Origin of the sequence: Escherichia sp. KTE31, from assembly GCF_000407925.1 — a bacterium.
Lineage (GTDB): Bacteria > Pseudomonadota > Gammaproteobacteria > Enterobacterales > Enterobacteriaceae > Escherichia > Escherichia ruysiae.
The window spans coordinates 1,038,126-1,061,252 of record NZ_KE136722.1 but is presented as its reverse complement, the minus strand read 5'-3'; the positions used below and the strand labels follow the sequence as shown (position 1 = coordinate 1,061,252).

Here is a 23,127-nt window from a genome sequence, read left to right as displayed (position 1 = left end):
CCTTTTTAACTCAACGTATGGGTTACTTCCTGAATTTTGTCACTATCCAGCTCATGTTCAAAGCTACGCAGACGTTTGTAGATAGACATCAGCTCAACCAGCGTAGTCCACGAGTTAATCAGATACTGGAAAGCACCACGAACCTGACCGAAAACGTTGGTAATTTGCGTCATCAGTCCGAGCGTAATCGTACCGGCAACAATCGACGGAAACAGCAGGAACAAACCGAAAACGTTATCAACCTGCAAATAGAGGATGCGGGCGATGTTGAAATACATATAGTGAAAATAGAGGCGGAAATAGTTTTTCCGCACGGCGCTGAACAACTCACGGACCGTTGGCGGCGTCGCGCGCGATGCATCATCTTCACCGTAGACCAACTCTTTACGATAAGCCGCTTCTACACGCTGGTTTTTAAACTCCAGCCCCGGCAGTTTGATACCAACAACTGCCAGCAATCCGGTTCCCATCAACGACCAGACGATGGCAGCAATCACCAGACCATATGGAATATGCCCGATAATCGGCAATTCCGGTACATGTGCGGAGAGCGTCACCAGTACCGGTAAGAAAGCGATTAACGTCATGATAGCGTTAATAAAACTGACACCCATATTCTCCAGCGTTGAGGCAAAACGCATAGTGTCTTCCTGCACACGCTGGGCGGCACCTTCGATATGACGCAGTTGTTGCCAGTTCGCCATGTAGTATTCGTTCATCGCCGTACGCCAGCGAAACACGTAATGGCTGACAAAGAAGTTGTTCAGCACACTGATCACCACAGCAATCAGCGCGATTCCCAGAAAGACGCCCACTTCGCGATAAAATTGTTCGATGGTGACTTTATGCGGTGAACTTAGCGCAGTTTGAATCAGGTCATAGAACGGCGCATACCAGGCGTTGACGGCAACCCCAACTTCCACCAAAAACCAGGTAACGAAGATAATCAGCGCAGTGCCGAGTATTGACCAGTATTGCCAACGATGCGGACTGTAGATAAACCAGAACAGCGCAAAAAGTCCTACACAAACAATGTAGTAAGCGTAAAAAACCAGGAAGTCTAACGACCAGAAACGTGCGGCGCTAATCGGGATCTGCCCAGAAGCTCCGGCAATACGTGCCACCCAATCACCACCACCGGCTTGCCAGAAGATCACGGCAATCAGTGCCCAAATAAAGGCCGAGAGAAAAAAGGCTCCCGGCTTTGGGAAAAAAGACTTAAACATATGCTCTCCTGCTAACTTCTTATCGTTTTAACAACTGCTGTGCATTAACCGCATGATTGCTCCAAGGAGCCAGCTAAATGAAACCGCCCATTGTGACCAACGGCAAGGTACTTAGTTCGTCATGCTGACCGTAAGAATTGTTTCGACGGATTTCACAAACAAAGGATTGTTTACATTAGCAGATTCACACGCGCAGGATCACAAATGCAGGCATTGGTGCTCAGGAAAAAGATCGTGTTTACGCGCCGTTACGTTTTTAGCACTATTATTGCACTAATTCGCCCTTTGCAATCCATCTATGAGTAGTATAAATACGCTCAGTTACCTTCATTTAATTTATGGACACCACCGTTGAAACGTAGTCTGCTTTTTTCTGCCGTGCTGTGTGCGGCGTCATTGACCTCCGTCCATGCGGCGCAGCCGATCACCGAACCGGAGTTCGCCTCTGATATTGTCGATCGCTATGCCGATCATATTTTTTACGGCAGCGGTGCCACGGGGATGGCACTGGTCGTTATTGACGGTAATCAGCGCGTCTTTCGCAGTTATGGGGAAACGCGTCCCGGTAATAACGTTCGCCCACAATTAGACTCTGTGGTGCGAATTGCGTCCCTCACTAAACTGATGACCAGTGAAATGCTGGTTAAGCTGCTCGATCAAGGCACGGTGAAGTTAAACGACCCGTTAAGTAAATATGCTCCACCAGGCACACGAGTACCGACCTACAATGGAAAGCCCATTACGCTAGTGAATCTGGCAACCCATACCAGCGCCCTGCCGCGTGAACAGCCTGGCGGTGCAGCAAATCGTCCGGTATTTGTCTGGCCAACGCGCGAACAACGCTGGAAATACCTTTCTACGGCGAAGCTAAAAGCCGCGCCAGGCAGCCAGGCTGCATACTCTAACCTTGCGTTCGATCTGCTGGCGGATGCGCTGGCGAATGCGTCTGGCAAGCCTTATACGCAGTTATTTGAAGAGCAGATCACTCGTCCGTTGGGGATGAAAGACACCACCTACACGCCATCGCCGGATCAGTGCCGACGTTTAATGGTTGCCGAGCGCGGTGCCAGTCCGTGCAATAACACGCTGGCGGCAATCGGTAGCGGCGGCGTCTATTCCACACCTGGCGATATGATGCGCTGGATGCAGCAGTATTTGTCGTCTGATTTTTATCAACGCAGCAACCAGGCGGATCGTATGCAGACGCTGATTTATCAACGCGCGCAGTTTACGAAAGTGATCGGCATGGATGTACCTGGCAGAGCGGATGCGCTCGGTTTAGGCTGGGTATATATGGCGCCGAAAGATGGGCGTCCGGGAATTATTCAGAAAACTGGCGGCGGCGGCGGATTCATTACCTATATGGCGATGATCCCGCAAAAAAATATTGGTGCTTTTGTGGTCGTCACTCGCTCGCCATTGACTCGCTTTAAAAACATGAGCGATGGTATCAATGATCTGGTAACCGAACTGAGCGGGAATAAACCGCTGGTCATCCCCGCGTCCTGATTAATACTCTGAAGGCAAACGGTTGATAGCGACCAGTTTGCCTTTATTCATTTCGATATAACCGCCTTTGCGCAAAGCCGCGAGAACTTCTGCGACGACGGAACGTGATATGCGTGTACGTTGATGGATATAATTCATCACACCAATACGTGCGCGTAATTCGTCATTCCAGTCAATCATTGATAATAAAGTGGCGCGAATTTGTTCGTAAGAATTATGTCCAATAAGCTGAACATCGCGTAATTCCAGAATTCGATTTTGCCATGCTAACCAGTAAAAAGCGTCACGCCAGAGTTGATGTTGTTCAATCAGAGAAATGGTTTGTTTGGCAGGCAGATGATATCCCGTACAGTTTCCTTCTGATATTAATTTGTATGGTATATCGTTTTTCATTAAACCATCAGCCAGTCCCATAATAAAAGGAGCCTGGGTAATACCGATAAGCACATTTTCTTCTCTACGCAGAGAGATAACACCTTCTAAAATAACGAATGTATCTTCACTATTAACGTCACTTGAAAATATAACTTGCTTTTCATTATTAAACTCGAAGCGCGTGCCGTATCTGGACAAACATTTATCGAGCTTACCAAATTCCTGAAGAGGTTTAACTACAGATAACATTTGCGCGTCCTTTGCAGTAATGCCCGTCAAATCCTTGACGGGCATTATTTAGATTAAATTACCTATTTCTTCGGAGTGAAGAATATTACCAGGTATATTTAACACCCACGTTCGCGGACCAGTCTTGATCTACGTCACCACCACCGAGGTAGTTAGCATCGGTATAGGCGCTGAAGTTTTTGGTGAAGCTGAACTGAGTACCCAGACCAACACGTACCGCAGACCCTTCAGTACCGTTATCAATGGAATCGCCGTTCACATCGTTATCGTTGTTAGAGTCGTCGTAGACGTAAGCCAGTTTGAAGTACGGAGTCAGAGCCTGGTCTTCGCTGTAGGTGAAGGTATAACCTGCATCTACCCCCAGTTCATAACGCATACTGTCGTAAGACTGACCGTCAACTTTCATGTCGTTGCTCAGCTGGTAGTCATCACCAGACTGGAACAGACCAGAAACGCTGCCGTAAGGAGTCACGTAACCAGCATCACCCAGTTTGAAGTCGTAACCGGCTTTCAAAGCAAAGCCCCATGCGTCGGAGTTGGTGCTACCGTCAACGTAAGTACCGTTGCTCATGGTTGCAGACAGATCGTTGTTGAAGTGAGAGTAGCTCAGGCTACCATCAACAAAGATGTTGTTCGCGAAGCGAGCAGAAGAGTAGATGTAGGCAGACTGGCTGTCTTGATCCACCTGACCAGAACGGTCATTCATGTCGCCTTTACCGAAGCCAGCAGCCGCACCGACGATCCACTTAGCGTTGTTACCATCAATTTTGGTATCAACACCGACCATGATGCCGTTAACATCCTGATCATAGTTGATGGTGCCGTTGTCGCCGTTGAAGTTACCACCGAAGTAGCTTACCCATGCGCCGCCGTTATCAGCCAGGCCATGACGAGAGTTGGTCAGACGAGTACCAACGGTGTCTTGTTCCAGGTTCCAGATATTGGTGTTCGCAGACGGGATGCTCAGCGCCATGTTAGCGTAGTCGGTCAGCTCCATCTGTTGCAGAACAACGGTGTTACCACGCTGCTCAGCCTGATAGGTGTATGCACCCAGGTCAGCTTTGTTAGCAGCAGAGAAGGTAGCGTTGGTGTTGGTATCATCGATATAGATGAGCTGCTTACCTGCGTAATCAGCAATCGCGCCAGCGCCAGTTGAGTTGTCGATACGAACTTTGTAGTTACCGGTTGCAGCAACTACGTTGTCAACAGAGCTGTTGTCAACTTCGTCGCCGTTGTTAATGTCGTTGTTGCCATTAACAGTCAGGTGACCATCAGATTTCATCGCAATCACACCATAGCCGTAGTTAGCTTTGCTGGTGTCGTTGGTACGATCGTTGACGAGGTCTGCATTCAGGATGTAGTCATTGCTATGAATATCGAACACACCTGCATAAACGTTGCCGTTGTTATCGTTAACGTTGCCGCTGGTCAGTTCCAGAGTATCAGTCGCAAATACGCTGGAGATGTCATTCATGTTGGTGTTTACATCCAGCACACCACCGTTAGTAACGGTAATGGTGTTGGCATACAGCGGTGCTGATGTCCAGGCTGAAGCAGTATCTTCACCGAAGTTAACGGTAGAGAAGGTATCAATGGTCAGGTGATCGGTGTTAACTTCACCGTTAACTTCCATTGAAGAACCACCGTTCAGGGTGATGGTGTCAGAAGTCAGGGAAGAATCTGCACTCACGTTAACCTGAGAGCCGCTGTTGATAGCCAGGGTATCGATCAGGGAAGTTTTGGTGGTTTCCCAATCAGAACCGTTGTTCAGAACAACGTCGAATACGCCACTCTGGAATGCATTAGCGTTATCAACACGGTTCCAGCCATCTTCAGAGTAAGAAGCGTACGGGTTCAGGCTATTCGGTGCTACGTCGTAGAAAGCTTCGTCAGCAACAACAACGTCATAATCAATATTCGCTGAACCAACCCATTTGGTGTTATTCAGAGTCAGGTTCAAGTGATCGACGTTCTGATCGTCAGTAGCCCAACCGCCGTGAGTGTAAACGGAGGTAGAGTTGTCAACCAAGTGCCCCGTCGCATCAAAGTTTGCGTTCCAGGTGCTGTCAAATACAACATCGCCCAGTAACTGGGAGTTGTTGAAAGTAACGTTGTTGACCATACGATAATCAGAGGTCTCATCATCGATAAAGGCTAATGCAACATCATCAGCAGCAGATGCGCCATTAGCGTAGTCACTTGGTTCAACAGAGTTGCCGAAATGACCACGATCTGATTGCTCGTCTTCAGTCCAGGACCCTGAAGTTACAGTAGAATCATTAACAACGATGTTGTTGTCCCACTGATGTCCTTCGGTGTTGTAAGTCGCATTACCCAGATCGTTTTGAACCAGAGTAATACCTGCAACATGGGAGTTGTTGCTGATATTGATGTTACTTTCAACATCCAGAGTAACGGCAGTACCAAGTCCAGCAGTTACCAGACGATCATAATCTGTCTTCGCTGTTTTACCGTCTGCATCCAGATAAGTATCAGTGAAGTAGAATGCGTCAAAATCGTCGTCAATAGTAGACTTAGCGATGTTCAGAGTGAAGATGTCACCATCTACCCAATCGTGGCCGGTGTAATCGCTACCGTTGCTCCAATGGTAATCACCGTAACCAATTTGGTCAGATGTAACCATACCATGAACAATTGAGTTGCTGATGTTCAATGTATTACCAGTATCTGTACCATAATCGTGATTCAGGTAATAAGTAGAAATTACACCGTTAACAGTATCTCCGTTAAAGGTTGTATCAAAGTATCCATCAGCTGCGTGGTCGTATACATAACCACCATAAGTCAGATAGTCATGATCAACTAAAGTATTGTCACCCCAATTGAACAGAGTGGTTGAGTCATCATGATACCCGAAGGTATTATAAGTAGCTGCATTAGCCTGAGAGGTGATAGCCAGAGTGCAAGCCAATGCTAATTGTGATACTACAAGTTTCTTTTTCCAGGAGTGCATTTGTCATCCCTCCTCAGGGACGTAATAAGTTGATCCATCAATTATCAATGCATAGAAAACATATTATGTTTCGCGTTTACGATTATGCGGCGTTACAGATGAATGGTTCAATTATTCTTTCCCCTAAGTCCGAATGCGGACATATATAAATCACGTGTAAGCACAGATCACAAAAATAGATAAAAACCTGTCATTTCAATCTGTTAATGACCGCATTAATTTCAAAATCATATACTCTACAAATATTACACCAGCAAATTAGACAAATAATGTATTTATAAACAATGAACTTTTAACCATCCTATTTTTGACAGCATATCCAAACGACTAAAAACAATAATCAGGGAGAATTAATAAAAATTAAAAATATTTTCAGTGAATATAAAAATATTGCTATTTCTATTAAAAAGATGTCCAGGCCGGTCTTTCATTCTCTTCTTGTCAACATCGCGACAACTTTCGTAAAACACCCACACTCTGCTTCAGGTATACTATGTCCCTCGATTCCACAAACATCAGGCAGACCATGACAGACTTAATCCAACGCCCTCGTCGCCTGCGCAAATCTCCTGCGCTGCGCGCTATGTTTGAAGAGACAACACTTAGCCTTAACGACCTGGTGTTGCCGATCTTTGTTGAAGAAGAAATCGACGACTACAAAGCCGTTGAAGCTATGCCGGGCGTAATGCGTATTCCAGAGAAACATCTGGCGCGCGAAATCGAACGTATCGCCAACGCCGGTATTCGGTCAGTAATGACTTTCGGCATCTCTCACCATACCGATGAAACGGGCAGCGATGCCTGGCGGGAAGATGGTCTGGTGGCGCGTATGTCACGCATTTGCAAGCAGACCGTGCCTGAAATGATCGTTATGTCAGACACCTGTTTCTGTGAATACACTTCTCACGGTCACTGCGGCGTGCTGTGCGAGCACGGCGTCGATAACGACGCGACCCTCGAAAATTTAGGCAAACAAGCGGTGGTTGCTGCTGCTGCGGGCGCAGACTTCATCGCACCTTCCGCCGCAATGGATGGTCAGGTGCAGGCGATTCGCCAGGCGCTGGACGCTGCGGGCTTTAAAGATACGGCGATCATGTCTTATTCGACCAAGTTCGCTTCCTCCTTTTATGGTCCGTTTCGTGAAGCTGCGGGAAGCGCATTAAAAGGTGACCGCAAAAGTTATCAGATGAACCCAATGAACCGTCGTGAGGCGATTCGTGAATCGCTGCTGGATGAAACTCAGGGCGCAGATTGCCTGATGGTTAAACCTGCCGGAGCGTACCTCGACATCGTGCGTGAGCTGCGTGAACGTACTGAATTGCCGATTGGTGCGTATCAGGTGAGTGGTGAGTACGCGATGATTAAGTTCGCCGCGCTGGCGGGTGCTATAGATGAAGAGAAAGTGGTGCTCGAAAGCTTAGGTTCGATTAAGCGCGCGGGGGCGGATCTGATTTTCAGCTACTTTGCGCTGGATCTGGCTGAGAAGAAAATTCTGCGTTAATGATCATTATGCCGGGTTATCCCTACCCGGCATTTTCCCATTACCCCGCCCGATAAAACGGTTTATCCCCGAGGATCGTCGCTCGATGCATTATCCGCCGCTGTGGCAGGTAATCGGCATTGGCATAGTGCTGGGTTACGCGGTTATCCCAAATCGCGATATCATTTGGCTGCCAGCGCCAGCGCACCTGAAACTCCGGTTTGGTGATATGAGTAAATAAAAAGCCTAGCAAGGCTTCGCTCTCTTTCTCACTGACATCGACAATTCGCGTGGTAAATCCTTCATTAACAAACAGCGCCTGTTTACCGCTCACCGGATGCGTTCGCACCACCGGATGTAGTAAAGGAGGATTTTTCGCTGCCGCCTCGCGCCAGCGTTGATGTTCCTCCTCTGTTTTGCGGTATTTGTATTCCGGGAACGATTTACGGAAATCATGCTCCGCGCGCAGCCCGCTCAACAGCTGACGGAAGGGAACAGAGAGCGCCTCATACGCCGCAATACCACTGGTCCATAGCGTATCGCCACCGGTCGAGGGCAACTCTTTCGCTGCCAGAATCGCTCCCGCTGGCGGCGTCTCAATAAATGTCACATCGGTGTGCCAGTTGTCGTTATCCGGCGGATTATCGTTATGGGTATCAAGTACGATAATCTCATCAACGCCTTCGGCATGAGGGTAAACAGGATGAATATGCAGCGCGCCAAAACGCTGGGCCAGCGCGCGTTGCTGCTGTGGCGAAATGGCTTGTTCACGCAGAAACACCACCTGATGGCGCAACACCGCATGGTAAAGCTGTTCAAACTGATTATCACTTAACGGACGCGTCAGGTCGGCACCCGAAATTTGTGCGCCGATATACGGCCCCAGCGGGGTAATGCTCAGACGTTCACTCATTGTACTTCTCCATGCCAGGGCGTCAGGCGGCGCTGTAACGCACGCAGACCCAGTTCTAAAAGAAAGGCGATAATCGCAATCACCGCGATCCCCGCCAGCACCACGTCAGTTGCGAGAAACTCACCCGCTGACTGAACCATAAAACCTAAGCCTCGCGTCGCGGCAATCAGCTCCGCCGCCACCAGCGTAGACCAGCCCACACCCAGACCAATGCGTAATCCGGTGAGGATTTCCGGCAGTGCGCCGGGCAAAATAACAAACCACAGCACCTGCACACGGCTGGCACCCAGCGACTGGGCGGCACGAATGCGAACCTGCTGCGCGCTTTTCACCCCCGCCAGCGCCGACATCGCCACCGGTGCAAAAATCGCTAAATAGATCAGTAAGATCTTCGAAGTTTCACCAATACCAAACCAGATCACCATCAGCGGCAAATAGGCCAGCGGCGGCACCGGGCGATACAGTTCAATTACCGGATCCAGAATGCCGCGCACCGTCGGGCTTAGCCCCATGGCGATCCCAACCGGAATACCGATCAACACCGCCGCAAGTAGCGCCAGCAAAATGCGCGTCAGGCTGGCTGCCAGATGCTGCCACAGCGTGGCGTCCATAAATCCTTGCGTTCCGGCAATGGTGAGCAGTTTTGCCAGTACCTGTTGCGGCGGCGGCAAAAACAGCGGGCTAATCAGTTGCAGCGCAGCTACTGCCCACCATACAGTCAGTAAAACCGCTAACGTGCCAATGCTTAAAGTCACCTGACGCGAGAGCGGCCAGCGCCATTTCAGCCGATGCGAATGCAGTTTTTCGTTAAGAAGCACACTCATGAGAACGCCTCTCGTTGCTCAAATACGCGGCTTAAAACATATTCGCGCATGGCGATGAATTGTGGATCGGACTTGATGCTGCGGCTCGACTCACCCGCAACAAAGCGGCGGGCATAGTTGAGCGGCAGACGTTCCAGCACACGACCCGGCCCCGGTGAAAGCAGAACCAGTTCGGTCGCCATAAACACCGCTTCTTCTATATCATGGGTAATCAACAACACCTGCTTGCCTGTCTCCTGCCAGAGTTTCAGTAGCAGTATTTGCATCTGGTCCCGGGTGAAGGCGTCCAGCGCGCCAAACGGTTCGTCGAGTAATAACATCCGGGGATTAGCCGCCAGCGCACGGGCAATCCCTACCCGCTGACGCTGACCGCCAGAAAGCTGCCAGATGTAGCGTTTTTCTGCCCCTTCCAGGCCGACTTTTTTCAGCATCTGGTAAGCGATTTCCAGACGTTGCGTTTTCTCCATCCCCGCCAGTTGCAGGCCGAACGCCACGTTATCCTGCACATTACGCCACGGCAGCAGCCCTTCATTCTGAAAAACCACCCCGCGCTCTGCACCCGGCCCCTCAATGCGCTTGCCCGCCAGTTGAATGCTGCCGTACTGGTAAGGCACAAAACCAGCAATCAGATTCAGCAAGGTGGTTTTGCCGCAGCCAGACGGTCCCAGCACCACCAACAGTTCGCCACTTTCCAGCGTCAGGTTGATATCTTCCAGCGCCGGTTTACCGCCATAATCGGCATAGAGATGAGAAATTTGCAGCATCTGCGCCTCCTTTTATTGCACGAAGCGCGAGGTAACGTACTGGCTGTAATCATTCGCCACGGCGGGAACTTTGCCCTGCTCTTTCAAAAACTGCGCGGTATCGATGATCGCTTTGTTCACCGCTCCGGTCAGTTCTGCCGTTTGCTGCTGCGGCGTCAGATAGGTATTTCCCTTGACCAGCCCCGGTACGTCACCTTCCGGTACGCCGCTCAAGCGCGCCAGTTTGCTGATGTTTTCCGGCTGTTTCAGCCACGCGTCCGGATTCGCAATGTACGGTTGCTGGGCATCGATGGCGCTTTTAGCGAACGCTTTCACCACCTCAGGATGTTTCTCAGCAAAATCTTTTCGCACCACCCAAACATCCAGCGTCGGTGCGCCCCACTGCCCGACCTGTTCAGAGTCTGTCAGCACCTTGCCGTCTTTTTCCAGCGCATTTACCGCCGGCGCCCACACATAAGCACCATCAATATCTCCCCGTTGCCAGGCGGCGATAATTGCTGGCGGTTGCAGGTTCACAATCTCCACTTGTCCGGGTTTAATGCCCCAGTGTTTCAGCGCCGCCAGCAGGCTGTAGTGAGTGGTGGAGATAAACGGCACGGCGATGCGCTTACCAATGAGATCTTCGGGTTTACTGATGTTTTTCTTAACTACCAGCGCCTCGGAGTTACCCAATTTTGACGCCAGCAAAAAGACTTCAATCGGCCCTGCTGACTGGCAGCGACCGCTAACGGGCTGGAGCCAAGATTACCGATTTGCACGTCGCCAGAAGCCAGCGCCCGCACGATACTGGCCCCGCTGTCAAACTTACGCCAGTCCACGGTCGCCCCGCTCTCTTTGGCAAAGGTATTATCAGCCTGAGCCACTTTCGCCGGTTCGGCGGAGGTTTGATACGCAACGGTGACGTTCACCGCCTGCGCCTGAAAAGCGATGAATGCCAGTGCGGCAAGGAGTGTGTTACGCGATGAAATTGCCATGATTGTCTGCTCCCCTGTCTTGTTATGGGAGCAGTATTCGCGGAGAAAATAATTTGATAAAAGAATTAATCATTATGGACAATATGTTTTTATTCTTAGCAAAAAAACGGCAAAAGATAGATGAGTTATGCATTTATCAATCGTTTACCTACAAAGAAATGCCACATTTCTTTTTATATACGAATAAAAATTCAAACGATAAAAATTTATTTCACCACTCCACCAACCAGTCAACCAATAATAAATAGATATATTATTCTGATTTCATATGATGCAACCTTTAAAACCTCTTCGTCATACCAATCCATTCATAAAACGAATATAAAAAGTAATGGTTGATAAAAGATATTTTTTAAATGCAATTAATTGACAAACTAAATCACATCTAAATACAATATATAAAAAATATAATCACATTCACAAAACACACAAACACTTAACATATGATACACACAAATCAAACTTATACCGCTTACGGCCCTCCGGGCATTAATTGACCTGTTCTCAGGATTATTCTTTTTTACCGCGTGTCATTTTTAACATCTGAGTATGTTGCAGAGGGTTGCCGCTCTGCATTCGTCGCGCTTTCAGCATAATAATTACAATGGAGTGTCATGAATTGGATAAGGTTTTAAATTCTGCGTTGCATTCTTCAGCAGAAAAGAGGAAAGGTATCCTTGCGATTGGCGCACATCCTGACGATATTGAATTAGGTTGTGGCGCATCGCTTGCTCGTCTTGCGCAGAAAGGATTTTATATCACCGCCGTTGTCATGACTGCTGGCGATTCGGGTGTAAGCGAAATCATCGATCGTCATGAAGAATCTCGCGAAGCATTAAAGATGTTGGGGTGTCAGCAAACTATTCATCTTAATTTTTCAGACACCCGTACACATCTGCAACTCAATGATATGATTTCCTCCCTGGAAGATATTATTAAAAATCAAATTCCCGCTGATGTAGAAATCATACGGGTATATACCATGCATGATGCTGACCGCCATCAGGATCATCTGGCAGTTTATCAGGCATCAATGGTTGCCTGCCGTACTATTCCACAGATTCTCGGCTATGAAACTCCAAGCACCTGGCTTTCATTTATGCCCCAGGTTTTTGAATCCGTAAAAGAAGAATATTTTACTGTAAAACTTGCAGCGTTAAAAAAACATAAAAGCCAGGAGCGACGTGATTATATGCGTCATGAACGTTTACGTGCTGTTGCACAATTTCGCGGACAACAGGTCAATAGCGATCTGGGTGAAGGCTTTGTTATTCATAAAATGATTCTTTGAGTAGATTAAATGAAAACCTGGATCTTTATATTTATGGCCGTAGCAATATTGCTATGGTTTTTGAGTACGTTAAGGCGTAAACCCAGCCAAAAGAAAGGTTGTATTGACGCAATTATTCCTGCCTATAACGAAGGCCCTTGTCTGGCACAGTCGCTGGAAAATCTGCTGCGCAACCCTTATTTTTGTCGGGTAATTTGCGTTAACGACGGTTCCACAGATAATACCGAAGCGGTAATGGCGGAAGTGAAACGCAAATGGGGCGATCGGTTTGTCGCCGTTACGCAAAAAAATACCGGCAAAGGCGGCGCTCTAATGAACGGCCTCAACTACGCCACATGTGACCAGGTTTTTTTAAGCGATGCCGATACTTACGTCCCTCCAGATAAAAACGGCATGGGTTATATGTTGGCGGAAATTGAGCGTGGTGCTGATGCCGTAGGCGGCATTCCCTCCACAGCATTAAAAGGCGCAGGTTTGCTGCCACATATTCGCGCTACTGTGAAACTGCCGATGATCGTTATGAAGCGCACGCTACAACAGCTTTTGGGCGGCGCCCCCTTTATTATCAGCGGTGCCTGCGGGATGTTCCGTACCGATGTATTGCGTAAATTCGGTTTCTCGGATCGTACCAAAGTTGAAGATCTCGACCTCACCTGGACGTTGGTCGCCAATGGTTACCGCATTCGTCAGGCGAATCGCTGCATCGTATACCCTCAGGAATGCAACAACCCGCGCGAGGAGTGGCGTCGCTGGCGACGTTGGATTGTGGGCTATGCGGTATGTATGCGTCTGCATAAAAGGCTTTTATTTAGCCGTTTCGGCATCTTCAGTATTTTCCCTATGCTGTTGGTCGTGCTCTATGGCGTTGGGATTTATCTCACCACCTGGTTTAATGAATTAATTACCACCGGGCCACATGGCGTAATAGTGGCTATGTTTCCGCTTATCTGGGTCGGCGTAGTTTGTGTTATTGGTGCTTTTAGCGCCTGGTTTCATCGTTGCTGGTTGTTGGTGCCTTTAGCGCCACTTTCCGTTGTGTATGTATTATTAGCTTATGCCATCTGGATTATTTATGGACTTATTGCCTTTTTTACTGGACGCGAACCTCAGCGCGACAAACCCACCCGTTATTCCGCACTGGTAGAAGCGCCAACCGCTTATTCCCAACCTTCTGTCACAGGAACTGAAAAGCTATCTGAAGCTTAATGTTAAAGAGAAAAATATTCAGATTGCTGACCAGGTGATTATTGATGAAAGTGCCGGTGAAGTTGTTATCGGTGCCAATACCCGTATTTGCCACGGTGTGGTTATTCAAGGGCCGGTAGTGATTGGTGCAAACTGCCTGATAGGTAATTATGCGTTTATTCGCCCCGGTACGGTAATCAACAATGACGTAAAAATTGGTTTTGCCACTGAAATCAAAAATGCAGTTATTGAAGCGGAAGCGATGATTGGACCGCAATGTTTTATTGCCGATTCTGTTGTTGCAAGCCAGGCATATTTGGGCGCACAGGTGCGTACCAGTAATCATCGACTGGATGAACAGCCAGTATCGGTTCGCACCCCAGAGGGTATTATCGCTACCGGCTGCGATAAATTAGGTTGTTATATTGGTCAGCGTTCACGTCTTGGCGTGCAGGTAATTATTTTACCTGGACGAATTATTTCGCCAAACACGCAACTTGGCCCGCGCGTTATTGTAGAACGCAATTTACCTACCGGAAATTATTCACTCCGGCAAGAGCTTATCCGTACAGGAGATTAAAATGATAAAACGGACGTTATTAGCAGCGGCAATCTTTAGCACATTGCCCGCTTATGCCGGGTTAACTTCCATTACCGCAGGCTACGATTTTACCGATTATTCTGGCGATCATGGCAACCGTAATTTAGCGTATGCTGAACTGGTAGCAAAAGTTGAAAACGCAACGCTGCTTTTTAATCTTTCCCAGGGGCGTCGTGATTATGAGACTGAACGTTTCAATGCTACACGCGGTCAGGGTGCTGTCTGGTACAAATGGAATAATTGGCTGACAACCCGCACGGGGATTGCCTTTGCGGATAATACGCCGGTCTTTGCTCGCCAGGATTTTCGTCAGGATATTAACCTGGCCCTGCTGCCAAAAACGCTGTTCACGACCGGTTATCGCTACACTAAATATTACGATGATGTTGAAGTCGATGCCTGGCAAGGCGGCGTATCGCTCTACACTGGCCCGGTGATCACCAGCTATCGCTATACCCATTATGACTCCAGCGATGCGGGCGGCAGTTACAGCAATATGATTTCCGTGCGTCTGAATGACCCTCGCGGCGGCGGTTATACTCAACTTTGGCTTAGTCGTGGGACGGGAGCTTACACCTACGACTGGTCGCCAGAGACGCGTCATGGCAGCATGAAGAGCGCCAGTTTACAACGTATTCAACCGTTGACTGAGCAACTTAATCTGGGGCTGACGGCGGGTAAAGTATGGTATGACACGCCAACCGATGATTATAACGGCCTGCAATTCGCTGCCAATCTGACCTGGAAATTCTGATTCCTTCCGCCGCCTGCTATCCGGGCGGCAATCCCACGTGATTAGCGCCCAAACACTCTCCTTCCCTCTTCGTTTCCTCCAGACATCACCCACATTCATCGGATAAATTTTATTCTCCGGTGTTATATACTATAGGGGGGTATGCATTGACACATAGCATACCCCCCTATAGTATGTTACGTGCAGATGAGATGAGGTGCGAAATGCCCAGTACTCCGGAAGAGAAGAAAAAGGTGCTTACTCGAGTTCGTCGCATTCGGGGGCAGATTGATGCTCTGGAACGGTCACTGGAGGGTGATGCCGAATGCCGTGCCATACTCCAGCAGATCGCTGCCGTTCGGGGCGCGGCTAACGGGCTGATGGCAGAAGTGCTTGAAAGCCATATCCGGGAAACGTTTGACCGAAATGACTGCTACAGCCGCGAAGTTAGCCAATCCGTTGATGACACGATTGAACTGGTTCGAGCCTATCTTAAGTAGCTGAAACCACTACCCTATTGAGGAAAAGCGAAATATGAAATCACGTGCTGCCGTTGCATTTGCACCCGGTAAACCACTGGAAATCGTTGAAATTGACGTTGCACCACCGAAAAAAGGTGAAGTGCTGATAAAAGTCACTCATACCGGCGTCTGCCATACCGACGCATTTACCCTCTCCGGCGATGACCCGGAAGGTGTATTCCCGGTCGTTCTCGGTCACGAAGGGGCTGGCGTTGTGGTTGAAGTCGGTGAAGGCGTGACCAGCGTTAAACCTGGCGACCATGTGATCCCGCTTTACACCGCAGAATGCGGCGAGTGCGAATTCTGTCGCTCTGGCAAAACCAACCTCTGCGTCGCGGTTCGCGAAACCCAGGGCAAAGGCCTGATGCCAGACGGCACCACACGTTTTTCTTACAATGGGCAACCGCTGTATCACTACATGGGCTGTTCCACCTTCAGTGAATATACCGTGGTCGCGGAAGTTTCACTGGCCAAAATTAATCCAGAAGCAAACCATGAACACGTCTGCCTGCTGGGCTGTGGCGTTACCACCGGTATTGGCGCAGTGCACAACACCGCTAAAGTCCAGCCTGGTGATTCTGTTGCCGTGTTTGGTCTTGGCGCTATTGGTCTGGCAGTGGTTCAGGGCGCACGTCAGGCGAAAGCGGGACGGATTATCGCTATCGATACCAACCCGAAGAAATTCGATCTGGCGCGTCGCTTCGGTGCCACCGACTGCATTAATCCGAATGACTACGACAAACCGATTAAAGATGTCCTTCTGGATATCAACAAATGGGGTATCGACCATACCTTTGAGTGCATCGGCAACGTCAATGTGATGCGCGCGGCGCTGGAAAGTGCTCACCGTGGCTGGGGTCAGTCGATAATCATTGGTGTGGCTGGCGCTGGTCAGGAAATCTCAACCCGTCCATTCCAGTTGGTCACCGGTCGCGTATGGAAAGGTTCCGCATTTGGCGGCGTGAAAGGTCGTTCCCAGTTGCCGGGTATGGTTGAAGATGCGATGAAAGGTAATATCGACCTGGAGCCGTTTGTAACGCATACCATGAGTCTGGATGAAATTAATGACGCCTTTGAATTAATGCATGAAGGCAAATCCATTCGCACCGTCATTCGTTATTAATATCCCGCACGTAACAAGCCGTCGCCATCCTGTTCGCGGATGGTGACGGACATATAATTACCACATCAAATCATCAGGCACCTTAAAGTCGGCATACGGATCGTCTTCATCCTGCTCTTCGGCGCTGAGTGCACTGTGCAACACAATACTGCTGGCATCACGCTGGGCGATTTTGTCGGCAACGCTTGCCGGAATAATGGCGTATTCACCATCACTATTACCGTCAATCACCAAACGGGCAATCGCCAGACGGCCATTAATCAACTGCGTTTGCGTGAGCTTATCGACAAAAATTTTCTTAATCAGATTGCCGTCGGTGAAGTTAAAACCGATATCGCCATTGGTAATCGTGATACGGTTCATTTCAATAAGCTGCTTCACCTGAGCTTTATATTCTTTCGCTAATGCCGCTTGTTTTTGTTGTTCACTAAGCTGTTTATCACGCTCAAGCTGTGCCTTTTTATTTTCTTCTACCGCCGCCCGAGCTTCACGCGCCTGAACGCGCGATTTTTTCGCCGTTCTCTCGACCTTCGCCGCTTTTTTGCTGGTGACTAATCCTGCTTTGAGCAACTGCTCTTGTAAGGTAAGTTTTGCCATCTTTATTTCCAAACCCGCTGAATAATTTTTGCGAGTATACCTGTAAATACAGTGAGTGTATCGAAGTGGGCTTTCTCTCTCATGTGACCTGGCGTCAGCATTTTAAATTTCACTTTGGTGTCAGCCCTGCAGGGTGGCGCAAAACCTTCCGTGGTATGGCATGATAACGCCCGGAAGAGAGTCAATTCAGGGTAGTGAATGTGAAACCAGTAACACTATACGATGTCGCCGAGTATGCCGGAGTCTCTTATCAGACCGTTTCCCGCGTGGTAAATCAGGCCAGCCACGTTTCTGCGAAAACGCGGGAAAAAGTGGAAGCGGCAATGGCGGAGCTGAATTACATTCCCAACCGCGTGGCACAGCAACTGGCGGGCAAACAGTCGTTGCTGATTGGCGTTGCCACTTCCAACCTGGCGCTTCATGCACCTTCACAAATCGTTGCGGCAATTAAATCCCGCGCCGATCAACTCGGTGCCAGCGTAGTGGTATCAATGGTGGAACGCAGTGGCGTCGAAGCCTGTAAAGCGGCGGTTCATAATCTTCTCGCACAACGCGTCAGCGGCCTGATCATCAACTATCCCCTGGATGAACAAAATGCCATCGCCGTAGAGGCAGCCTGCGGTCACGTGCCAGTTTTGTTTCTTGATGTCTCCGACAAATCCCCCATTAACAGCATTATTTTTTCCCATGATGACGGCGCACGGCTCGGCGTGGAGCATCTGGTCGCGTTGGGTCACCTGCAAATTGCGCTGTTAGCGGGTCCATTAAGTTCTGTCTCGGCGCGTCTGCGTCTGGCGGGCTGGCACAAATATCTCGATTGCAATCAACTACAGCCAATAGCGGAGCTTGAGGGCGACTGGAGCGCCATGTCCGGTTTTCAACAAACCATGCAGATGCTGAATGAGGGCATTACTCCCACCGCAATGCTGGTTGCTAACGATCAGATGGCGCTGGGTGCAATGCGCGCCATTACCGAGTCCGGGCTACGCGTCGGCGCGGATATCTCGGTAGTGGGATACGACGATACCGAAGACAGCTCGTGTTATATCCCACCGTTAACCACCATTAAACAGGATTTTCGCCTGCTGGGGCAAACCAGCGTGGACCGCTTGCTGCAACTCTCTCAGGGCCTGGCGGTGAAGGGAAATCAGCTATTGCCCGTATCACTAGTGATACGTAAAACCACCCTGCCACCCAATACGCAAACTGCCTCTCCCCGCGCGTTGGCGGATTCATTAATGCAGCTGGCACGGCAAATTTCCCGGCTGGAAACCGGGCAGTGAGCGCAACACAATTAATGTGAGTCAGCTCACTCATTAAGCACCCCAGGCTTTACACTCTATGCTTCCGGCTCGTATGTTGCGTGAAATTGTGAGCGGATAACAATTTCACACAGGATACAGCAATGACCATGATTACGGATTCACTGTCCGTCGTATTACAACGTCGTGACTGGGAAAACCCTGGCGTTACCCAACTCAACCGCCTTGCGGCGCATCCTCCTTTTGCCAGCTGGCGAAATAGTGAAGAAGCCCGCGAGAATCGCCCTTCCCGCCAGTTGCACAGTCTGAATGGCAAATGGCAATTTGCCTGGTTCCCCGCCCCCGAAGCTGTGCCGGAAAGCTGGCTGGAGTGCGATCTTCCTGACGCCGATACAGTCCCCGTCCCCTCAAACTGGCAGATGCACGGTTACGATGCGCCCATCTACACCAACGTGACCTATCCCATTGCGGTCAATCCGCCGTGTGTTCCCGCAGAGAATCCGACTGGATGTTACTCGCTCACATTTAATGTCGATGAAAGCTGGCTACAGGAAGGTCAGACGCGGATTATTTTTGATGGGGTTAACTCAGCGTTTCATTTGTGGTGCAACGGACGCTGGGTCGGTTACGGGCAGGACAGCCGTTTGCCGTCTGAATTTGATCTGAGTGACTTTTTACGCGCCGGAGAAAACCGCCTCGCGGTGATGGTGTTGCGCTGGAGTGACGGCAGTTATCTGGAAGATCAGGATATGTGGCGGATGAGTGGCATTTTCCGCGACGTCTCGTTGCTGTACAAACCAACCACGCAAATCAGCGATTTCCATGTTGCTACTCACTTTAATGACGATTTCAGCCGCGCTGTTCTCGACGCTGAAGTCCACATGTGTGGCGAACTACGCGACGATCTGCGGATAACGGTTTCTTTGTGGCAGGGGGAAACGCAGGTCGCCAGCGGCACCGCGCCTCTCGGCGGCGAAATTATTGATGAGCGTGGCGGTTATGCCGATCGCGTCACGCTACGTCTGAACGTCGAAAACCCGGCGTTGTGGAGTGCAGAAACCCCGAATCTTTACCGTGCGGTGGTTGAACTGCACACCGCTGACGGCGCGCTGATTGAAGCGGAAGCCTGTGATGTCGGCTTCCGCCAGGTACGGATTGAAAATGGTCTGCTGCTGCTGAACGGTAAGCCGTTGCTGATTCGCGGCGTTAACCGTCACGAGCATCATCCCCTGCACGGTCAGGTCATGGATGAGCAGACGATGGTGCAGGATATCCTGCTGATGAAGCAAAACAACTTTAACGCCGTGCGCTGTTCGCATTATCCGAACCATCCGCTGTGGTACACGCTGTGCGACCGCTACGGCCTGTATGTGGTGGATGAAGCTAATATTGAAACCCACGGCATGGTGCCAATGAACCGCCTGACAGATGATCCGCAGTGGCTGCCAGCAATGAGCGAACGCGTAACGCGTATGGTGCAGCGCGATCGTAATCACCCGAGCGTGATTATCTGGTCGCTGGGGAATGAATCAGGCCACGGCGCTAATCACGACGCGCTGTATCGCTGGATTAAATCTGTCGATCCATCACGTCCGGTGCAGTATGAAGGCGGCGGAGCCGACACCTCTGCAACCGATATTATTTGCCCGATGTACGCGCGCGTGGATGAAGATCAACCCTTCCCGGCAGTACCGAAATGGTCAATCAAAAAATGGCTTTCGCTGCCAGGTGAGTTGCGCCCGCTGATCCTCTGTGAATACGCCCACGCTATGGGTAACAGCCTCGGCGGCTTTGCCAAATACTGGCAGGCGTTTCGTCAGTACCCTCGTTTACAGGGTGGCTTCGTCTGGGACTGGGTGGATCAGTCACTGATTAAATATGATGAAAACGGCAACCCGTGGTCGGCCTACGGCGGTGATTTTGGCGATACGCCAAACGATCGCCAGTTCTGCATGAACGGTCTGGTCTTTGCCGATCGCACGCCACATCCGGCGCTGACGGAAGCAAAACACCAGCAGCAGTTTTTCCAGTTCCGTTTATCCGGGCGAACCATCGAAGTGACCAGCGAATACCTGTTCCGTCATAGCGATAACGAAACCCTGCACTGGTCGGTGGCGCTGGATGGCAAGCCACTGGCAAGTGGCGAAGTGCCTCTGAATGTCGCCCCGCAAGGTAAACAGTTGATTGAATTGCCTGAACTGCCACAGCCGGAAAACGCCGGACAACTCTGGCTCACGGTACGCGTAGTGCAACCGAACGCGACCGCATGGTCAGAAGCCGGACACATCAGCGCCTGGCAACAGTGGCGTCTGGCGGAAAACCTCAGTGTGACGCACCCCTCTGCGCCCCACTCCGCCCCGCAACTGACCACCAGCGAAACGGATTTTTGTATCGCGCTGGATAACAAGCGTTGGCAATTTAACCGCCAGTCAGGCCTTCTTTCTCAGATGTGGATTGGCGATGAAAAACAACTTCTGACGCCGCTGCGCGACCAGTTCACCCGTGCGCCGCTGGATAACGACATTGGCGTGAGTGAAGCAACGCGTATTGACCCGAACGCCTGGGTAGAACGCTGGAAGGCAGCGGGACATTACCAGGCAGAAGCGGTGTTGTTGCAGTGCACGGCAGATCTGCTTGCCGACGCGGTGCTGATTACGACTGTCCACGCCTGGCAGCATCAGGGGAAAACTTTATTTATCAGCCGGAAAACCTACCGGATTGATGGACTCGGTGAAATGGCCATCAGTGTGGATGTTGAAGTGGCAAGCAATACGCCGCATCCGGCGCGGATTGGCCTGACCTGCCAACTGGCACAGGTCGCAGAACGGGTTAACTGGCTGGGGCTGGGGCCGCAAGAAAACTATCCCGACCGCCTTACTGCGGCCTGTTTTGACCGCTGGGATCTGCCGTTGTCTGACATGTATACGCCGTACGTCTTCCCGAGCGAAAACGGTCTGCGCTGCGGGACGCGCGAATTGAATTATGGCTCACACCAGTGGCGCGGCAACTTCCAGTTCAATATCAGCCGCTACAGCCAACAACAACTGATGGAAACCAGTCATCGCCATCTGCTGCACGCGGAAGAAGGCAGCTGGCTGAATATCGACGGTTTCCATATGGGGATTGGTGGCGACGACTCCTGGAGCCCGTCCGTTTCGGCAGAATACCAACTGAGCGCCGGTCGCTACCATTACCAGTTAGTCTGGCGTCAAAAATAATAATAACCGGGCAGGCCATGTCTGCCCGTATTTCGCGTAAGGAAATCCATTATGTTCTATCTAAAAAACACAAACTTTTGGATGTTCGGCTTATTCTTTTTCTTTTACTTTTTTATCATGGGAGCCTACTTCCCGTTTTTCCCGATTTGGCTACATGACATCAACCATATCAGCAAAAGTGATACGGGCATTATTTTCGCTGCGATTTCCCTGTTCTCTCTGTTATTTCAACCGCTGTTTGGCTTGCTTTCTGACAAACTTGGACTGCGCAAATACCTGCTGTGGATTATTACCGGCATGTTAGTGATGTTTGCGCCATTCTTTATTTTTATCTTTGGCCCGCTGTTACAATACAATATTTTAGTAGGTTCGGTTGTTGGTGGTATTTATCTTGGCTTTTGTTTTAACGCCGGTGCGCCAGCAGTAGAAGCATTTATCGAGAAGGTCAGCCGTCGCAGTAATTTCGAATTTGGTCGCGCTCGGATGTTTGGCTGCGTTGGCTGGGCGCTGTGTGCCTCGATTGTCGGCATTATGTTCACCATCAATAATCAGTTTGTTTTCTGGCTGGGTTCTGGCTGTGCACTCATTCTCGCCATTTTGCTCTTTTTCGCCAAAACGGATGCACCTTCTTCCGCCACGGTTGCCAATGCCGTAGGTGCCAACCATTCGGCATTTAGCCTTAAGCTGGCGCTGGAACTGTTCAGACAACCCAAACTGTGGTTTTTGTCGCTGTATGTTATTGGCGTTTCCTGCACCTACGATGTTTTTGACCAACAGTTTGCTAATTTCTTTACTTCGTTCTTTGCCACCGGTGAGCAGGGTACGCGGGTATTTGGCTATGTCACAACAATGGGCGAATTACTTAACGCTTCGATTATGTTCTTTGCGCCACTGATCATTAATCGCATCGGCGGGAAAAACGCCCTGCTGCTGGCTGGCACCATTATGTCAGTACGTATTATTGGCTCATCGTTCGCCACCTCGGCACTGGAAGTGGTTATTCTAAAAACGCTGCATATGTTTGAAGTACCGTTCCTGCTGGTGGGCTGCTTTAAATATATTACCAGCCAGTTTGAAGTGCGTTTTTCAGCGACAATTTATCTGGTCTGTTTCTGCTTCTTTAAGCAACTGGCGATGATTTTTATGTCTGTTCTGGCAGGCAATATGTATGAAAGTATCGGTTTCCAGGGCGCGTATCTGGTGCTGGGTCTGGTGGCGCTGGGCTTCACCTTAATTTCCGTGTTCACGCTCAGCGGCCCCGGCCCGCTTTCTCTGCTGCGTCGCCAGGTGAATGAAGTCGCTTAAGCA

At 49.9% G+C, this 23,127-nt stretch carries 18 protein-coding genes and 2 pseudogenes; 12 read left to right on the top strand and 8 right to left on the bottom strand.

Annotation, left to right across the window (positions count from 1 at the left end; translation table 11 throughout):
* Positions 1-5 precede the first annotated feature (5 nt).
* The gene (gene sbmA / locus WES_RS15900) at positions 6-1,226 is read right to left on the bottom strand and encodes a peptide antibiotic transporter SbmA (protein ID WP_000477001.1); all 1,221 of its coding nucleotides are present in this window, start codon (positions 1,224-1,226) and stop codon (positions 6-8) included.
* 351 nt (positions 1,227-1,577) lie between these two features.
* Between sbmA and ampH the strand changes: the two genes are divergently transcribed.
* Positions 1,578-2,735, top strand: coding sequence for a D-alanyl-D-alanine-carboxypeptidase/endopeptidase AmpH (gene ampH / locus WES_RS15905; RefSeq protein ID WP_000830753.1), 1,158 nt, complete (start codon positions 1,578-1,580; stop codon positions 2,733-2,735).
* Here ampH and iprA read toward each other — a convergent pair whose 3' ends face one another.
* Both iprA and WES_RS15915 read right to left on the bottom strand, forming a co-directional pair.
* Positions 2,736-3,359 carry a hydrogen peroxide resistance inhibitor IprA gene (gene iprA, locus WES_RS15910; protein WP_010344702.1) on the bottom strand — a complete coding sequence of 208 codons (624 nt, stop codon included), beginning with the start codon at positions 3,357-3,359 and terminating at the stop codon, positions 2,736-2,738. It lies immediately after the preceding gene.
* Between the two features lie 85 nt (positions 3,360-3,444).
* Complete coding sequence (locus WES_RS15915; protein WP_016159212.1) at positions 3,445-6,333, bottom strand: autotransporter outer membrane beta-barrel domain-containing protein; 2,889 nt, start codon at positions 6,331-6,333, stop codon at positions 3,445-3,447.
* A gap of 526 nt (positions 6,334-6,859) precedes the next feature.
* On the opposite strand from WES_RS15915, the gene hemB reads away from it, so the two are divergent.
* Positions 6,860-7,834 carry a porphobilinogen synthase gene (hemB, locus tag WES_RS15920; protein WP_010352188.1) on the top strand — a complete coding sequence of 325 codons (975 nt, stop codon included), beginning with the start codon at positions 6,860-6,862 and terminating at the stop codon, positions 7,832-7,834.
* A 40-nt stretch (positions 7,835-7,874) separates the two neighbouring features.
* Here hemB and tauD read toward each other — a convergent pair whose 3' ends face one another.
* The 4 genes and pseudogenes from tauD to tauA form a co-directional block, all read right to left on the bottom strand.
* Positions 7,875-8,726: a taurine dioxygenase gene (gene tauD, locus WES_RS15925; RefSeq protein WP_016159213.1), complete on the bottom strand. Its 852-nt coding sequence runs from the start codon at positions 8,724-8,726 to the stop codon at positions 7,875-7,877.
* A complete protein-coding gene (tauC, locus tag WES_RS15930) occupies positions 8,723-9,550 on the bottom strand; it encodes a taurine ABC transporter permease TauC (protein ID WP_000114853.1) in 828 nt (275 codons plus the stop codon). The genes tauD and tauC overlap by 4 nt, the downstream gene beginning before the upstream one ends.
* A complete protein-coding gene (gene tauB / locus WES_RS15935) occupies positions 9,547-10,314 on the bottom strand; it encodes a taurine ABC transporter ATP-binding subunit (protein WP_000939389.1) in 768 nt (255 codons plus the stop codon). Before tauB ends, tauC begins: the two co-directional genes overlap by 4 nt.
* 12 nt (positions 10,315-10,326) lie before the next feature.
* A pseudogene (gene tauA / locus WES_RS0121050) lies at positions 10,327-11,288 on the bottom strand (taurine ABC transporter substrate-binding protein).
* Positions 11,289-11,907: 619 nt separating this feature from the next.
* Here tauA and WES_RS15940 point away from each other — a divergent pair.
* The 6 genes from WES_RS15940 (at position 11,908) to frmA (ending at position 16,742) form a co-directional block, all read left to right on the top strand.
* Positions 11,908-12,579 (top strand): PIG-L deacetylase family protein, encoded by a 672-nt coding sequence (locus tag WES_RS15940; protein ID WP_016159216.1) that lies wholly within the window; start codon positions 11,908-11,910, stop codon positions 12,577-12,579.
* A gap of 9 nt (positions 12,580-12,588) precedes the next feature.
* The gene (locus WES_RS15945; RefSeq protein ID WP_016159217.1) at positions 12,589-13,785 is read left to right on the top strand and encodes a glycosyltransferase family 2 protein; all 1,197 of its coding nucleotides are present in this window, start codon (positions 12,589-12,591) and stop codon (positions 13,783-13,785) included.
* A 34-nt stretch (positions 13,786-13,819) separates the two neighbouring features.
* A complete protein-coding gene (locus tag WES_RS15950) occupies positions 13,820-14,344 on the top strand; it encodes an LbetaH domain-containing protein (protein ID WP_000582573.1) in 525 nt (174 codons plus the stop codon).
* A gap of 1 nt (position 14,345) precedes the next feature.
* A complete protein-coding gene (locus tag WES_RS15955) occupies positions 14,346-15,119 on the top strand; it encodes a YaiO family outer membrane beta-barrel protein (protein ID WP_000596110.1) in 774 nt (257 codons plus the stop codon).
* Between the two features lie 203 nt (positions 15,120-15,322).
* The gene (gene frmR, locus WES_RS15960) at positions 15,323-15,598 is read left to right on the top strand and encodes a formaldehyde-responsive transcriptional repressor FrmR (protein ID WP_001141271.1); all 276 of its coding nucleotides are present in this window, start codon (positions 15,323-15,325) and stop codon (positions 15,596-15,598) included.
* 34 nt (positions 15,599-15,632) lie between these two features.
* The gene (gene frmA / locus WES_RS15965; protein ID WP_000842099.1) at positions 15,633-16,742 is read left to right on the top strand and encodes an S-(hydroxymethyl)glutathione dehydrogenase; all 1,110 of its coding nucleotides are present in this window, start codon (positions 15,633-15,635) and stop codon (positions 16,740-16,742) included.
* 57 nt (positions 16,743-16,799) lie between these two features.
* Here frmA and WES_RS15970 read toward each other — a convergent pair whose 3' ends face one another.
* Positions 16,800-17,339, bottom strand: a complete 540-nt coding sequence (locus WES_RS15970) for a DUF2058 domain-containing protein (protein ID WP_016159218.1) — start codon at positions 17,337-17,339, stop codon at positions 16,800-16,802.
* A gap of 62 nt (positions 17,340-17,401) precedes the next feature.
* Between WES_RS15970 and WES_RS22340 the strand changes: the two are divergent.
* The 4 genes and pseudogenes from WES_RS22340 to lacY all read left to right on the top strand — a co-directional run.
* Positions 17,402-17,503 (top strand): annotated as a pseudogene (locus WES_RS22340) (GlxA family transcriptional regulator); the annotation flags it as partial.
* Between the two features lie 36 nt (positions 17,504-17,539).
* Positions 17,540-18,622, top strand: a complete 1,083-nt coding sequence (gene lacI / locus WES_RS15975) for a DNA-binding transcriptional repressor LacI (RefSeq protein ID WP_016159219.1) — start codon at positions 17,540-17,542, stop codon at positions 18,620-18,622.
* A gap of 122 nt (positions 18,623-18,744) precedes the next feature.
* Positions 18,745-21,819: a beta-galactosidase gene (gene lacZ, locus WES_RS15980; protein WP_016159220.1), complete on the top strand. Its 3,075-nt coding sequence runs from the start codon at positions 18,745-18,747 to the stop codon at positions 21,817-21,819.
* A 51-nt stretch (positions 21,820-21,870) separates the two neighbouring features.
* Positions 21,871-23,124, top strand: coding sequence for a lactose permease (gene lacY, locus WES_RS15985; RefSeq protein WP_000499564.1), 1,254 nt, complete (start codon positions 21,871-21,873; stop codon positions 23,122-23,124).
* Positions 23,125-23,127 lie beyond the last annotated feature (3 nt).

Excerpts from the sequence above, each read along its gene's own strand:
- lacZ (WP_016159220.1), top strand. The coding sequence starts at position 18,745 with ATGACCATGATTACGGATTCACTGTCCGTCGTATTACAACGTCGTGAC.
- sbmA (WP_000477001.1), bottom strand. The coding sequence starts at position 1,226 with ATGTTTAAGTCTTTTTTCCCAAAGCCGGGAGCCTTTTTTCTCTCGGCC.
- hemB (WP_010352188.1), top strand. The coding sequence starts at position 6,860 with ATGACAGACTTAATCCAACGCCCTCGTCGCCTGCGCAAATCTCCTGCG.
- iprA (WP_010344702.1), bottom strand. The coding sequence starts at position 3,359 with ATGTTATCTGTAGTTAAACCTCTTCAGGAATTTGGTAAGCTCGATAAA.
- WES_RS15970 (WP_016159218.1), bottom strand. The coding sequence starts at position 17,339 with ATGGCAAAACTTACCTTACAAGAGCAGTTGCTCAAAGCAGGATTAGTC.
- lacY (WP_000499564.1), top strand. The coding sequence starts at position 21,871 with ATGTTCTATCTAAAAAACACAAACTTTTGGATGTTCGGCTTATTCTTT.
- WES_RS15915 (WP_016159212.1), bottom strand. The coding sequence starts at position 6,333 with ATGCACTCCTGGAAAAAGAAACTTGTAGTATCACAATTAGCATTGGCT.
- tauB (WP_000939389.1), bottom strand. The coding sequence starts at position 10,314 with ATGCTGCAAATTTCTCATCTCTATGCCGATTATGGCGGTAAACCGGCG.
- frmR (WP_001141271.1), top strand. The coding sequence starts at position 15,323 with ATGCCCAGTACTCCGGAAGAGAAGAAAAAGGTGCTTACTCGAGTTCGT.
- tauD (WP_016159213.1), bottom strand. The coding sequence starts at position 8,726 with ATGAGTGAACGTCTGAGCATTACCCCGCTGGGGCCGTATATCGGCGCA.
- WES_RS15955 (WP_000596110.1), top strand. The coding sequence starts at position 14,346 with ATGATAAAACGGACGTTATTAGCAGCGGCAATCTTTAGCACATTGCCC.
- frmA (WP_000842099.1), top strand. The coding sequence starts at position 15,633 with ATGAAATCACGTGCTGCCGTTGCATTTGCACCCGGTAAACCACTGGAA.
- WES_RS15945 (WP_016159217.1), top strand. The coding sequence starts at position 12,589 with ATGAAAACCTGGATCTTTATATTTATGGCCGTAGCAATATTGCTATGG.
- tauC (WP_000114853.1), bottom strand. The coding sequence starts at position 9,550 with ATGAGTGTGCTTCTTAACGAAAAACTGCATTCGCATCGGCTGAAATGG.